At 60.1% G+C, this 12,647-nt stretch carries 15 protein-coding genes; 6 read left to right on the top strand and 9 right to left on the bottom strand.

The features are described from left to right. Positions 1-1,890: an OmpA family protein gene (locus tag HGT1_RS14035; RefSeq protein WP_176250589.1), complete on the bottom strand. Its 1,890-nt coding sequence runs from the start codon at positions 1,888-1,890 to the stop codon at positions 1-3. A gap of 63 nt (positions 1,891-1,953) precedes the next feature. Then, positions 1,954-2,928, bottom strand: coding sequence for a 4-hydroxybenzoate octaprenyltransferase (ubiA, locus tag HGT1_RS14030; protein WP_176250588.1), 975 nt, complete (start codon positions 2,926-2,928; stop codon positions 1,954-1,956). Positions 2,929-2,940: 12 nt separating this feature from the next. On the opposite strand from ubiA, the gene HGT1_RS14025 reads away from it, so the two are divergent. The 3 genes from HGT1_RS14025 (at position 2,941) to HGT1_RS14015 (ending at position 5,744) form a co-directional block, all read left to right on the top strand. After that, positions 2,941-3,663 carry a 16S rRNA (uracil(1498)-N(3))-methyltransferase gene (locus tag HGT1_RS14025; protein ID WP_176250824.1) on the top strand — a complete coding sequence of 241 codons (723 nt, stop codon included), beginning with the start codon at positions 2,941-2,943 and terminating at the stop codon, positions 3,661-3,663. A 94-nt stretch (positions 3,664-3,757) separates the two neighbouring features. Continuing rightward, the gene (locus HGT1_RS14020) at positions 3,758-4,285 is read left to right on the top strand and encodes a hypothetical protein (protein WP_176250587.1); all 528 of its coding nucleotides are present in this window, start codon (positions 3,758-3,760) and stop codon (positions 4,283-4,285) included. 88 nt (positions 4,286-4,373) lie between these two features. Further along, positions 4,374-5,744, top strand: coding sequence for a glutamate--cysteine ligase (locus tag HGT1_RS14015; RefSeq protein WP_176250586.1), 1,371 nt, complete (start codon positions 4,374-4,376; stop codon positions 5,742-5,744). Positions 5,745-5,747: 3 nt separating this feature from the next. On the opposite strand, the gene HGT1_RS14010 is transcribed toward HGT1_RS14015, so the two are convergent. From HGT1_RS14010 to HGT1_RS13980, 7 genes are all read right to left on the bottom strand, one after another. Next, the gene (locus tag HGT1_RS14010; RefSeq protein WP_176250585.1) at positions 5,748-6,005 is read right to left on the bottom strand and encodes a hypothetical protein; all 258 of its coding nucleotides are present in this window, start codon (positions 6,003-6,005) and stop codon (positions 5,748-5,750) included. 6 nt (positions 6,006-6,011) lie between these two features. Further along, positions 6,012-6,623, bottom strand: a complete 612-nt coding sequence (plsY, locus tag HGT1_RS14005) for a glycerol-3-phosphate 1-O-acyltransferase PlsY (protein WP_176250584.1) — start codon at positions 6,621-6,623, stop codon at positions 6,012-6,014. A 2-nt stretch (positions 6,624-6,625) separates the two neighbouring features. Further along, the gene (gene pyrC / locus HGT1_RS14000) at positions 6,626-7,903 is read right to left on the bottom strand and encodes a dihydroorotase (RefSeq protein WP_176250583.1); all 1,278 of its coding nucleotides are present in this window, start codon (positions 7,901-7,903) and stop codon (positions 6,626-6,628) included. A 126-nt stretch (positions 7,904-8,029) separates the two neighbouring features. Continuing rightward, a complete protein-coding gene (locus HGT1_RS13995) occupies positions 8,030-8,566 on the bottom strand; it encodes a hypothetical protein (protein WP_176250582.1) in 537 nt (178 codons plus the stop codon). Further along, positions 8,563-9,078, bottom strand: a complete 516-nt coding sequence (locus HGT1_RS13990) for a hypothetical protein (RefSeq protein WP_176250581.1) — start codon at positions 9,076-9,078, stop codon at positions 8,563-8,565. The genes HGT1_RS13995 and HGT1_RS13990 overlap by 4 nt, the downstream gene beginning before the upstream one ends. After that, a complete protein-coding gene (locus HGT1_RS13985) occupies positions 9,075-9,515 on the bottom strand; it encodes a hypothetical protein (RefSeq protein WP_176250580.1) in 441 nt (146 codons plus the stop codon). The genes HGT1_RS13990 and HGT1_RS13985 overlap by 4 nt, the downstream gene beginning before the upstream one ends. Next, complete coding sequence (locus tag HGT1_RS13980; protein ID WP_176250579.1) at positions 9,512-10,459, bottom strand: aspartate carbamoyltransferase catalytic subunit; 948 nt, start codon at positions 10,457-10,459, stop codon at positions 9,512-9,514. The genes HGT1_RS13985 and HGT1_RS13980 overlap by 4 nt, the downstream gene beginning before the upstream one ends. 188 nt (positions 10,460-10,647) lie before the next feature. On the opposite strand from HGT1_RS13980, the gene HGT1_RS13975 reads away from it, so the two are divergent. The 3 genes from HGT1_RS13975 to moaB are packed head-to-tail and all read left to right on the top strand — an operon-like array spanning position 10,648 to position 12,558. Next, the gene (locus HGT1_RS13975; protein ID WP_176250578.1) at positions 10,648-11,421 is read left to right on the top strand and encodes a uracil-DNA glycosylase family protein; all 774 of its coding nucleotides are present in this window, start codon (positions 10,648-10,650) and stop codon (positions 11,419-11,421) included. Then, positions 11,414-12,019 carry a LysE family translocator gene (locus tag HGT1_RS13970; protein ID WP_176250577.1) on the top strand — a complete coding sequence of 202 codons (606 nt, stop codon included), beginning with the start codon at positions 11,414-11,416 and terminating at the stop codon, positions 12,017-12,019. The genes HGT1_RS13975 and HGT1_RS13970 overlap by 8 nt, the downstream gene beginning before the upstream one ends. Next, positions 12,016-12,558, top strand: coding sequence for a molybdenum cofactor biosynthesis protein B (gene moaB, locus HGT1_RS13965; protein WP_176250576.1), 543 nt, complete (start codon positions 12,016-12,018; stop codon positions 12,556-12,558). Before HGT1_RS13970 ends, moaB begins: the two co-directional genes overlap by 4 nt. Positions 12,559-12,647: the final 89 nt, after the last annotated feature.

The following is a 12,647-nucleotide window of genomic DNA, read 5'->3' as shown; positions in this document are numbered from 1 at the left end:
TTAGTTGCCTTCCTGCGTGGTCGTAGATGCGCCAGCTTCTGTATCGCCTGTATCTTCGGTGTTTTCCAGCGCTGTTTCGTCCGTTTCCGGCCGGATTAGCCGGAACTCGATCCGGCGGTTGGCTTCGCGACCTTCTTCGGTATCGTTCGAGGCGACAGGCTCTGCTTCGCCAAAGCCTTTTGCGACAAAGGACGCGGTCAGCACACGACGGGCACGCAGTTCGTTCAAGACCGATTGGGCACGCGATTGGCTGAGGGCAAGGTTCATTTCCTCGCGGCCCTGACTGTCGGTATAGCCCTGAACCTCGAGCGCGATATCGCCGCAGTCTTTCAAAATCTCGGCGATCTTGTCCATCGTGCCAAGGGCAGACGAATCGATGGTGGCGCTGCCCGGCTCAAAGTTGATCTTGCCTTCGGCTACGACAGCGCCGATCTGTTTTTCGCATTCTTCGGGGGTCGGAAGACCCAGCACCGGATCAAGCTGCTTTTGATAGACCACCTTGACGTCGTAGTCTTGGCCTTCGCCCAGCTTGCCGGCCAGCAAGGTCGCGATTTCCGATCCGGCATCAGGGTTGCCGGTGTTGCCGGTGACGCTGATCGTGTCGGGGCTGACAATCACCGTGCCATTCGAAAGCTTTGACAGGGCGTCCAGACCGGACAGCACGCGGGTTGGCCAGTCACTGGGCAGATCATCAACGATGCGGGCCGCAGTATAGACCTTGTCCGAGCCGAAGCTGGCCTTGGCATAGCTGTCGGCCAGTTCACGTAAATCGTCGTTGCTGAGCCGGCCGCGCAGTTGCACATCGCCTTGGGGGGACAGGGTCGCGACGAATTCCGGCGGGCCGGCATTCGGGTCCGATGTCACGGGCAGTTTCGCTGACAGGGCAAAGACATCCGGCAATGCGTTTTCAAGTTCCCCGATCACACGGTCGAACAGGGCCTGATCGGTGCCTTCCTTTGCTGTCAGATGAATGTCGGCATCCACAAAACTGACGGATCCACCGCCGATTTTGTCCAGCGCGGCGATTGCTGTTTGAACGGCATCGGCCCAACGGGGGGTTGGCACACCCATCCCGATGGTACAGCGCTGGCCTTCGGATGCGCCGGCCTTGACCGCAGCCTTGAGGATCTGATCACGGGCCGCTTCGGTATCGGCGCTGCACCCGTCAAAATCCGTTGCCTCGTCGCTGATCTGGAAGCGCAGGGTAAAGGGGGTGATCACGGGGCGCGGGGCGGAAATATCCATGGTGACGATCAAGCCCGGAGGCGTCGCGCGGCGCAGTTGGGCTTCGAGGCGGGCTTTGGCCTCTGAGCTGTCAGAGATCGCGGTAATGGTGACGCGCCCTGCGGCAACGGAAACTTTGGCGCGGGGCAGTTTTTCCATCGCTGCAATGGCAAAGCCGAACGCGTCTTCCCACCCGTCGGGGGACGGATAGTTTGCGGATTCCAGAAAATCCGCGACGTTTTCCTGACCTGCCATCGCATAAAAGCGATCCATGGCGGCGTCCCGGTCTGTCGTTGTCGGGATCAACCCGCTGATGGACACGCCGGAATCATTGCGCAATATCTCGGCCGAAAACCGAGGGGCCGCGATCGCCGCTTGCGATTCGACCGCCATCAGATCAATCACACGGGCCGCATCGACGACGGAGCCTGCTGTGCTGAGCGCATTAAAGCGGATCACCTCGTTCGGGGCGGTTCCCGAGAGGGCAACCTGAAGGCCGTCTGCTTCGACTTCTGCCCATGTCATGCCTTTTTCATCCAACGCATCGCGCACGCCGATTTCAGAGTTTTCCTCGATCAGCTTGACCGAGAAATTTGCAGCAACGAGGGATAACATTGCCGCCGCTGAAAAGGTCAGCGCGATGATCAGAAGGGCAGACAGACGCATAAGCTCATTTCTGGGATCGTTAACGATAAACTAGTTGATACGCGTCGGGGCAGGGCTGTGCAATCAGGCCAGCAGTGCCGCTGCGAAAAATAACAGCGGAATTATGCCGGTATCGCGGTTAACGCGAAACAGTTGCAACAGCTTGTCGTTATTGTTGATGTCCAGACCGCGCAATTGCCACGCCATGTGCCACCCCATCGCCCAAGGCCCGCCGATGGCCAGGACCATCGCCAGAAAGGATGCATTCTCGCGCAGGGCGAAAATGACGGCCAGCCCCATCAGCCCGACCGTCGCCATCAGAAAACGGCGCAACCATTGCGAGGTGTTGTCGCCAAACAGGCGGGCCGTGGATTTGACCCCGATCAAGGCGTCGTCTTCGGTGTCCTGGTGGGCATAAATCGTGTCGTAAAACAACGTCCAGGCGATGCCCGCCAGATACAAGACCACCGCAGGCGCGCCCAGTGATCCGGTATGGGCTGTCCATGCCAGTAGGGCCCCCCAGTTGAACGCGATGCCCAAAAACACCTGTGGCCACCATGTAATCCGCTTGGCAAAGGGGTAGATCGCAACCGGCAGCAAGGCCAGAATGCCCAGCGAAATGGCGGCGTAGTTGAAGCTGAGCAAGATGCAGAATGCGATCAGGGCCTGTGCGACCATCCACGCAACGGCACCTTTCACACTGACCTGACCCGAAGGGATCGGACGCGACCGTGTGCGGGCAACCTGCGCATCGAAATCGCGATCGGTGATGTCGTTCCAGGTGCATCCCGCACCGCGCATCAGCCATGCCCCCAGGCCGCAGCCGATGAAGATCCACAGATCGAACAGGCGCGGTTGCTGGTCAGACAGCATCGCAAGCGCCAACCCCCACCAGCATGGCAGCAATAAAAGCCAGGTGCCAATCGGGCGGTCTGCCCGGCTCAGACGCAGATAGGGGCGCGTAAAGGCAGGGGCAAAACGGTCAACCCAATTGTCAGATGCCGCATCCGCCACGCGATCATTGTCAGTGCCATCTGGTACAGGGGAGCCGTCTTGCATATATCATTGCCTATGAACGCGAAAATCAGACTTTATGTAGAGCATCCCTTGGGGCCGGGGCAATCCGTTCCTTTGGACAAAGCGCAAGCGCATTACCTTTTCGGGGTGATGCGGCAAACCGAGGGCGCGCATGTGTTGCTGTTCAACGGCAGCGATGGCGAATGGCTGGCGCAGGTTGCCCAAGCGGGCAAACGTGGCGGCATCCTAAGCTGTGTGGAGGCGACGAAGCCTGTGCAGATGCCGCCCGACCTGTGGCTGATCTTTGCGCCGATCAAAAAGGCGCGGACAGATTTCATCGTCGAAAAAGCCACCGAGATGGGCGCGCGGCGCATCGTGCCGGTGCAGACCGATTTTACCAATTCGGGGCGGGTCCAGCGCGACCGCCTGCAAGCCCATGCCGTCGAAGCGGCAGAGCAATGCGGCGGGACATTCGTGCCCGAAGTGGCCGAGATGGTAAAACTGGACCGGCTGTTGGACCAGTGGGAGCCTGATCGGTCCTTGATGTTTTGCGACGAGGCGCTGGTGGGGGGAGAGGCCGGGCCGGGGCTGACGAAAGCCGGACCCTGGGGCATTCTGATCGGGCCTGAGGGCGGCTTTTCAGAGCGCGAGCGGGCGCGGTTGCGCGGGTTGGATTTTTCGCAGGCGGTTCCCTTGGGGCCGCGGATCCTGAGGGCGGATACTGCTGCTGTTGCGGCGATGACGGTTTGGCAGCAGGCGTTGGGGGATTGGTCTTGAGCGCCGAGCTGTTGGTTTTGGGCGTGCAGGCGGGGGTTTCACACCCCCACACCCCCGTGGAGTTTATCTGGCAAAATGAAAACGGGGTTGGGGTATGAGTTTTTTACGGCCTGAGGCGAAAGCCGAGTTGTGGCGTTGGCGCGAGGTTTTGGGCGGCGCGGCGGTTGCCTTGTTCGGGCTGTGGCTGGTCATGGGGCCGGGTCTGTTGTTGGCTGTGCCGGGATATGCGCTGATCGCCGCGGGTATTGCCTTTGTCTGGTTGGGTGTGCAGCGCGGGCGGTTTCGCAAATCCGGGCTTGGCGCGGGGGCCGTTCAGGTGGACGAGGGACAGATCGCCTATTTCGGTCCGCTGACGGGCGGGGTTGTGGCTCTGCGCGAGATGGAGCGGCTGAGTTTGGAGCGCGGGGCCTATCCTGCTCATTGGAAGCTGGAACAGCCCGGACAAAATGCCGTGATGATACCGGTGGATGCGGCCGGATCTGACGCGTTGTTTGATGCCTTTGCAGCGCTTCCGGGGTTGAAAACCGAGCGCATGCTGGCGGAGCTTGCCGATGACAAGACGCTTTCGGTTGTGATCTGGGAGCGGCAATCCATGCGCCCTGCGCGTGCCCTGTTGCATTGACACCCCCACGAATTCGCACCATCCCTACTAATTGAGCGAAATCATTTTCGCACCGACATTTAGTGAAACAATCCCGGAGCCTCCCCTTATGTCTATCCCTCAATCCGGCGGTGGCCCGATCGAAAATCACGCGCAGTTGGCAGAATATCTGGCTGACGGCTGCAAGCCCAAAGAAGACTGGCGCATCGGGACCGAGCACGAGAAGTTCGGCTATAACAAGGAAACGCTGTTGCCGCTGCCCTATGAGGGCGACTGTTCTATCCTGGCGATGCTTGAAGGCTTGCGCGATGGCCATGGCTGGGCCCCCGTCGAGGAAGGCGGCAAGCTGATTGGTCTGGTCAAGGACGGTGCCAATGTGTCGCTTGAGCCGGGCGGGCAGCTTGAGCTGTCGGGCGCACCGGTCGAGACCATCCACGAGACATGCGACGAGGTGAACGCGCATTTGCGCGAAGTGCGCGATGTGGCAGACCGGATCGGCGCGGGTTTTATCGGGCTGGGTGCAGCACCGGTATGGACCCACGAGCAGATGGATCTGATGCCCAAGGGGCGTTACAAGTTGATGAACGAATATATGACCAAGGTCGGCACGATGGGCCGGGTCATGATGCGCCGGACCTGCACCGTTCAGGTGAACCTTGATTTCGGATCAGAGGCGGACATGGTGCAAAAGCTGCGGGTCGCACTGGCGTTGCAGCCGGTTGCCACCGCATTATTCGCAAATTCCCCGTTCTTTGAGGGCAAGCCGAACGGCCATAAAAGCTGGCGCAGCCGGGTGTGGCGGGATCTGGACCCTGCACGCACCGGCATGTTGCCTTGGGCCTTCGAAGACGGCATGGGGTTCGAGCGTTGGGTTGAATATGCGTTGGATGTGCCGATGTATTTTGTCTACCGCGACGGGCAGTATATTGACGCGCTTGGCCAGTCTTTCCGTGATTTCCTGAAGGGCAAGCTGCCTGCATTGCCCGGCGAAAAGCCGACGTTAAGCGATTGGGCGGATCATCTGACAACCGCATTCCCCGAGGCGCGGATCAAAAAGTTCATCGAAATGCGCGGCGCGGATGGCGGCCCTTGGCGGCGTCTATGTGCCTTGCCCGCGTTTTGGGTCGGGCTGATGTATGACCAGACCGCACTGGATGGCGCGTGGGATCTGGTCAAGGGCTGGGATGCCGAGACGCGCGAAGGGTTGCGGGTCGCGGCCTCGGTTGACGGGCTTCAGGCGGAGTTCAACGGCGTAAAAATGCATGATCTGGCGCGCGAAGCCGTGGCACTGTCCGAGCATGGTTTGAAAGCGCGTGCGCGGACGGGGGCCGGTGGCATGGTCCCTGACGAGACGCATTTCCTGAATGCGCTGAAGGAAAGCATCGAGACCGGCAAGGTTCCGGCCGATGAGTTGCTTGAGGATTACAACGGCAAGTGGCACGGCGATCTAAGCCGCATCTACGCCGACTATTCTTACTAACGATCAGCCGACCTGTTTCAGCCCGCAGACGAAGTTTACCACTTTTTCTGCGGGCATTTCGCACGGGTACAGGCGCGGGCCGCTGGCCAGATCATAAAGGTTCAAGCTGATATAATCGGTGCCGCCCAGTTCCTCGGCGACCAGTTTCCAGCTTTTGCCATGTGCGAAGCTGCTTTTGGAAAAGACATAAAGCCTGCCCTGAAACGACCCTTTATGTGTGCCCGGGGGCAGCGCATGAAAGGCCGTTAAAAACTGCTGCATTGCGGCTTAGGCCTTTTTTGCGCCGATCTTGGGTTCTGTTCCGGCTTTGATCCGTTTGATGTTCTCGCGGTGGCGCCAAAAGATAATCAGGGTCAAAAAGATGCCAAGGAAAAACGCGTTGCCGTAGCCCAGAACGACCAGAAAGAAGGTCGAGGTGGACGCGGCGGCAATGGCACCCATGGAAGAAATGCGGGTGGCAAACGCACCAATCAGCCAGGCCAGGCAGCAGGCCAGCCCGGCGGGCCATGCCAGCGCCAAAAGCACGCCAAGAAATGTTGCCACGCCCTTGCCGCCTTTGAATTTCAGCCATACCGGATAGCAATGCCCCAACATCGCAGCAAGCGCGGCAATCTGTGCCGCGTCTTCGCCGGCAAAACCACGGGCCAGCAGAACGGCAACCGCCCCTTTGGCCCCGTCCAGCAGCAAGGTCAGCGCGGCGGCGGTTTTGTTGCCGGTGCGCAAGACATTCGTCGCCCCGATATTGCCCGACCCGATCGACCGCAAATCGCCAAGGTTCATGGCGCGCGCCAGCAGCAATCCAAAGGCGATTGATCCGATAAGATAGCCAATTACGGCCCAAAGGGCGAGCACGTTGAGCGAACTGTCAAAGATGGGCATGATTAAGAGGCCTTATAAATACACTGTCCGGAAACATAGGTTTCCAGGACCTTACCTTGCATGCGCATCCCGTCAAAGGGGGTGTTGCGCGATTTCGACCGCAACGTTTCGCGGTCCATGACAAAGGGGGCTCCATCGTCGAACAACACCAGATCAGCGGGGGCACCTGCGGTCAGCCGGCCACCGGGCAGGCCAAGACGTTGGGCAGGATTAAAGGACAGCGCACGCCACAGGGTGGCGATGTCCATCATTTCGGAATGCACCAAGCGCAAGGCGGCAGGCAGCAAAGTCTCAAGGCCGACGGCACCGGATGCGGCTTCCTCGAAGGGCAGGCGTTTGGATTCCTCGTCTTGCGGGGTGTGCATGGAACAGATGATGTCAATCAGGCCCGATGCCACGGCTTCGACCACGGCGATGCGGTCGTCTTCGTCGCGCAGCGGGGGCTTGAGCTTGAAGAACGTCCGGTAGTCGGCCACATCAAGCGCGTTCAAAGTCAGGTGGTGGATGCCCACACCTGCGGTAATATCCAGCCCGTTCTTTTTCGCACGCTCTAGCGCGGGCAGGGCGCGGGCGGTGGTGATCTGGTCGGCGTGATAGCGGGCACCGGTCATTTCAACCAAGGCGATGTCGCGGTCCAGCCCCATGCGTTCGGCCATGGGCGATACCGCGGGCAGTCCGCGCAGGGATGCAAATTTTCCGGAAGTTGCGGCGGCACCCTTGCTCAGGATCGGTTCCTGGGGGTGGGCGATGACCAGCGCGCCCAGACTGCGCGCATAGGTCAGCGCGCGCGAGAATACTTTGGTGTCGCTGATCACGCGGTCGCAATCGGTAAAGGCGATTGCCCCTGCATCCATGAGAAAGCCTATCTCGGTCATCTCGCGGCCTTCGCGGCCCTTGGTCAGGGCGGCCATGGGCACAACATTGACCGGCGCTGCCTCGTTTGCGCGGCGGGTGACAAATTCCAGCACTTCGGGGCTGTCGATGGTCGGATTGGTGTCGGGGCGGGTGACCATCGTGGTGACACCGCCTGCCGCGGCCGCCAACCCGGCGGAGCGAAAGCTTTCCTTGTGACGTTCGCCCGGCTCGCAAACCTTGACGCCCAGATCGACGATGCCGGGGGCCAGATATTTGCCGCGACAATCGACAATCGCACTGTCTGCGGGAATGGGCGCATCATCGGGCAGGATCGCCGTGATCTGGCTGCCTTCGACCCGCAAGGTGCCACGGGTCACGGTCCCTGCTTCGGGGTCAATCAGTTTCGCGTTCACAAAATGCAGCATGACGTTGTTATCTTTCACAAAAGGCTTAACCGCCGATCCATACCATCATTGCCACGACACCAAAGGCGACGAGCAGGGCGACGGTGGCGACGCGACCGGACATTTTCGGATCAGGTTTGGGTTCTTTCACAGCAGCCACCATAGGATAAGGCCAACAGCCACGATCAAGGCAAGGGCGATCATCGCCCCGCCCGCGCGGCCGCTTGGCGGGTTTCTGGGCGTCGTATTGGGCACGCCAGTATAGGGTTGTGCAGCCTCAGCCGTCAGGGGCGGTGCGGCCATTGCCGGTTGTTCTTCGCCATAGGTGCCGATCAACGTCAGGTCAGGGCCGATATCAAGCGTGGTTTCAGCCCCATCAAAGGCGGAGGAAAACAGCATCAGAACATAGCCGTCCAAGGCCTCAAGCCGGGCGCGGTCGGCGCTGATCTGCGCCTGCGTCACGGTGTACCCGTCCGACAAATAGCGCGGCAGCCCGACGCCGGTCAGATCGGATACCGCAAACAATTCGGCAGACCCGTCCGGCACGTCAAAGCCCACAAGATCACGGATCACCGCCGCTTTGCCGTCGCTTTGTACGGCGGCACCCATGGCATCAACCGGGCGGTTGACGGCAAATACCCTGATCTGTCCGTATTCGCCTTTGGGGATGGTAAGCGTGGTCATTGTTTCGCCCCTTTATATGCGGTGGCCATCAGAGTGCATAAACTGTCGCTACCCTCGATATATTCAAACCCAAGATGTCCCGCGATGGCAGGATTGTCACCGCGTTCCTGACGGATGAAAAACACTGAAGGCGGGCTGGTCGGTTTGACATCGGGTTTGGTTTCGGCGCTGCGCGAAAACGCTTTGACGCGGGTCTCGCCCTTTTGCAGACGAAAGAACAACGCGCGATGGGTGGTCAGCGCATAGCGCGTGCGTGTCAATTCGGCCCAGCGGTTCAGCCCTTTGACCAGCGACAGGACAACCAGCGCGATCACAACGGCCAGCACCACGGATTGCGACACCGGCAGGCTGTTATAGGTCAGCAACAGCCCCCCCGCGATCACGGTCCCCGCTGCCCCGACAAACGGGCCCAGCAATTGGAAGTTCCGGATTGAAATGCGCGGCTTGGGGCGGCCTGTCCATAACAGTTCTTCGCCGTCCTCAAGCAGGTTTTGCCAAAAATCCTCGGTCATAATGCGGCCTCGCGTGCGGCGGCGATCCGCGCTTTGGTGGCGCGTATGTTTGGCACCAGCGGTAGGGTGATGCTTTGCCGGTTGGGTAAACGCAAGGTGATCGACCACACCGACAGCTTGCCAATTGCGGCGATGTCCGTCAGCGCCAGTTCCAGCGGTTCGATCGTGTCGGGTTCATTGATATAAAGCGCGCGGTTTGTCAGACGCCAAACGGTCTTGCGGTTGCTGTACCAGATCTGGAATTCTTCGAATATCCACATGTAAAACAACGCGGTCAGGGCCGATGCTAATGTCCATGTCAGAACATTGAAATAGGGCAGGATCGGAGAGCAGACGAGCATCGTCAGCAGCATCAACACAAACGTCCGCGCAAGAAATGCCCGCCGTGAAATACGCCAGCTTAGCAGGTCGCGTTCTTCGGAGGGCGGGACCGTCATGCGGTGGCCTTGCGGCTGTTGGCAAGGTTTTGCGCCAGAAGGTCCATCGCGGCCATGCGCACGGCCACACCCATTTCGACCTGATCCTGAATAACGCTGCGGTTGATGTCGTCGGCAAGGGTGCCGTCGATCTCTACGCCGCGATTCATCGGACCGGGGTGCATGACAATCGCGTCCGGCTTGGCATGGGACAGTTTTTCGGCATCCAGACCAAATCTGTGATAATACTCGCGTTCGCTGGGGATAAATCCGCCATCCATGCGTTCTTTTTGCAAGCGGAGCATCATCACCACGTCGACGTCTTTCAGGCCTTCTTCCATATCATCGAAGACTTCGACGCCAAATTCACCGATCTGGGCGGGCATCAGCGTTGGCGGGCCGATCAGGCGGATACGGTTCTCCATCTTGCCAAGCAGCATGATGTTGGACCGCGCGACGCGGCTGTGGGCGATGTCACCGCAAATGGCGATGGACAGGCGGTGCAGGCGGCCCTTGGCACGGCGGATCGTCAGGGCATCCAGCAAGGCCTGTGTCGGGTGTTCATGCCGCCCGTCGCCTGCATTCAACACGGCGCAATTTACCTTTTGGGCCAGCAGATCAACGGCACCGGATTGCGGATGGCGCACCACCAGCAAATCGGGGTGCATCGCGTTCAGCGTCATCGCCGTGTCGATCAGGGTTTCACCCTTTTTGATCGAGGACGCCTGCATCGCCATGTTCATCACATCGGCACCAAGACGCTTGCCCGCGATCTCGAAGCTCGCCTGTGTGCGGGTCGAGTTCTCAAAGAACATGTTGATCTGCGTCAGGCCCTTGAGCGCATCACTGTGCTTGTGGGGCTGTCGGTTCAGATCGGCATAGGTATCGGCCAGATCCAGCAAGGTTGTAATGTCTTCTTGCGACAGCGGTTCGATGCCAAGAAGATGTCGGTGTGCGAAACTCATAAGGCGACCCCACGCTATTTGTGGCGTTATAGGCGGCGGGGCGGGGCTGGGCAAGTCACTGGGAAAGCCACTGGGCAAGTCGGGGGGAAACCCGCAGGCCGGGGCATCCGGTCGTGAGGGCGGATTGGATTTAAGGCCATTTGGAAGTTGGGATTTTTATTGCGGGCGGCAGCGCGTAAGTTGGGATCATGGAATCAGTCGAATATCATCAGGCGCTGGCACTTTTGCATTGGCAGATCGAACTTGGCGCGACCGAGGCGATCTGTGATGCGCCGGTCAACCGCTACGAGGTCCCCGCCGCCGTCGAAAAGCCCAAGGCCCCCAAACCGGGCGCGCCGCGCATTGTGCCGATGGTCGCAGGTGTTGATGCGGTGTCCGAAGCCGAACGTGCCGCCGCCGGGGCCGGAACGCTGGAAGAATTGCGCGCTGCGATGGAGGCCTTCGAGCATTGCGAGCTCAAGCGGGGTGCGCGCAATATGGTGTTCAGCGATGGCACGCCGGGCGCGCGGGTGATGATTGTGGGCGAGGCACCGGGCCGTGACGAGGACCGCGAAGGCAAGCCCTTTGTCGGGCGCGCGGGGCAGTTGCTGGACAAGATGCTGGCGGCAATCGACATGGGGCGCACCCATGAGACAGCGCCAGTTTACATCACCAACGTCTTGCCGTGGCGCCCGCCGCAGAACCGCGACCCCAAGCCCGACGAAATCGCGATGATGAAGCCGTTTCTGGCGCGGCATATTGCATTGGCCAAGCCCGAGGTCTTGGTGATTGTGGGCAATTGGTCGGCGCAGGCGCTGCTGGGCAAACGCGGCATAACTCGGTTGCGCGGGCAGTGGACGCAAGCCCAAGGTTTGCCCGCCTTGCCGATGTTCCACCCCGCCTATCTGCTGCGCAGCCCTGCGTTCAAACGCGAGGCATGGGCGGATTTGCTGGCGCTGAAGGCAAAGTTGAACGATGGTTGACCCGCTCACGCTCTTGGCTTTTGTACCGGCGGCTTTGGCGCTGAACCTGACGCCGGGGGCCGATATGATGTTTTGTCTGGGGCAGGGCATGCGCTTTGGCCCCAAGGCATCGGTGGCGGCAAGTGCAGGGATTTCGCTGGGCGGCATGGTGCATGTCACGCTTGCGGGTCTGGGTTTGGGGGCGCTGGTGGCTGCCGTGCCCTGGGCCTTTGATGTGATCCGCTGGGTTGGTGTTGCCTATTTGCTGTGGCTGGCCGCGCAGACCTTTCGGGGCGGCACAAAACAACAAACCGGCGCGGTGCCGCCATCGGCGTTTCGCGGGGCGCTGATCGTGAGCCTGACCAACCCCAAGGTGATCTTGTTCGTGCTGGCCTTTGTGCCGCAGTTTGTGGTGCCCGAGGCTGGCCCGGTTTTGACACAGTTCCTGATCTTTGGCGCGGTTTTGTCCTTGGGTGGTTTCGTCATCAACGCCTTGGTTGGCATTTTTGCCGGTGGGTTGGGGCGTAAACTGGCCGGGGGCGGTCAGGCCTTGCGCTGGATCAGCAGTGGAATTTTCGTGGCCCTTGCGGCGCGACTTGCAGTATTGGAGCGGGCATGAGCCGTATTGACGAGACCAAAGAATTTATCCCCGTGCGCATCGCCGTGCTGACGGTTTCGGACACCCGCGCCCTGGCGGATGACCGGTCGGGCGATGTGTTGGTGGCGCGGATTGCCGAAGCCGGGCATCATCTGGCGCATCGTGTAATCATCCGTGACGAGCGCGCCCAGATCGCGGACCAGCTGCGTGCATGGTGTGCGGACGATGCCGTTGATGTGATCATCAGCACCGGCGGCACAGGATTAACGGGCCGCGATGTCACGGTTGAGGCGCACCGCGATGTCTATGAAAAGGAAATCGACGCCTTCGGGACGGTCTTTACCATTGTGTCGATGCAAAAGATCGGCACCTCGGCTGTGCAAAGTCGCGCGACGGCCGGTGTGGCCCAAGGTACCTATCTTTTTGCGCTGCCCGGATCGCCCGGTGCATGCAAGGATGCGTGGGATGAAATCCTGCTCAAACAGTTGGATTACCGCCACAAGCCCTGCAATTTCGTCGAAATCATGCCGCGTCTGGATGAACATCTGCGGCGCAAATAGCGAAATATGCGTTTTTCCGACAATATTGCGACGGAAAGGCGTAGTGCGTGCGTATCATAACTGTGATTTGGTTTTTCCAAAGGCCGGGT

The sequence above is a fragment of the Sulfitobacter sp. HGT1 genome, from assembly GCF_013282155.1.
GTDB lineage: Bacteria > Pseudomonadota > Alphaproteobacteria > Rhodobacterales > Rhodobacteraceae > Sulfitobacter.
This window is presented reverse-complemented; position numbering and strand designations above follow the sequence as displayed.

Coding starts and splice junctions, on each gene's coding strand:
- HGT1_RS14020 (WP_176250587.1), top strand. CDS start 3,758: ATGAGTTTTTTACGGCCTGAGGCGAAAGCCGAGTTGTGGCGTTGGCGC.
- HGT1_RS13980 (WP_176250579.1), bottom strand. CDS start 10,459: ATGAGTTTCGCACACCGACATCTTCTTGGCATCGAACCGCTGTCGCAA.
- HGT1_RS13970 (WP_176250577.1), top strand. CDS start 11,414: ATGGTTGACCCGCTCACGCTCTTGGCTTTTGTACCGGCGGCTTTGGCG.
- ubiA (WP_176250588.1), bottom strand. CDS start 2,928: ATGCAAGACGGCTCCCCTGTACCAGATGGCACTGACAATGATCGCGTG.
- HGT1_RS14015 (WP_176250586.1), top strand. CDS start 4,374: ATGTCTATCCCTCAATCCGGCGGTGGCCCGATCGAAAATCACGCGCAG.
- pyrC (WP_176250583.1), bottom strand. CDS start 7,903: ATGCTGCATTTTGTGAACGCGAAACTGATTGACCCCGAAGCAGGGACC.
- plsY (WP_176250584.1), bottom strand. CDS start 6,623: ATGCCCATCTTTGACAGTTCGCTCAACGTGCTCGCCCTTTGGGCCGTA.
- HGT1_RS14035 (WP_176250589.1), bottom strand. CDS start 1,890: ATGCGTCTGTCTGCCCTTCTGATCATCGCGCTGACCTTTTCAGCGGCG.
- HGT1_RS13990 (WP_176250581.1), bottom strand. CDS start 9,078: ATGACCGAGGATTTTTGGCAAAACCTGCTTGAGGACGGCGAAGAACTG.
- HGT1_RS14010 (WP_176250585.1), bottom strand. CDS start 6,005: ATGCAGCAGTTTTTAACGGCCTTTCATGCGCTGCCCCCGGGCACACAT.
- moaB (WP_176250576.1), top strand. CDS start 12,016: ATGAGCCGTATTGACGAGACCAAAGAATTTATCCCCGTGCGCATCGCC.
- HGT1_RS14025 (WP_176250824.1), top strand. CDS start 2,941: ATGAACGCGAAAATCAGACTTTATGTAGAGCATCCCTTGGGGCCGGGG.
- HGT1_RS13975 (WP_176250578.1), top strand. CDS start 10,648: ATGGAATCAGTCGAATATCATCAGGCGCTGGCACTTTTGCATTGGCAG.
- HGT1_RS13995 (WP_176250582.1), bottom strand. CDS start 8,566: ATGACCACGCTTACCATCCCCAAAGGCGAATACGGACAGATCAGGGTA.
- HGT1_RS13985 (WP_176250580.1), bottom strand. CDS start 9,515: ATGACGGTCCCGCCCTCCGAAGAACGCGACCTGCTAAGCTGGCGTATT.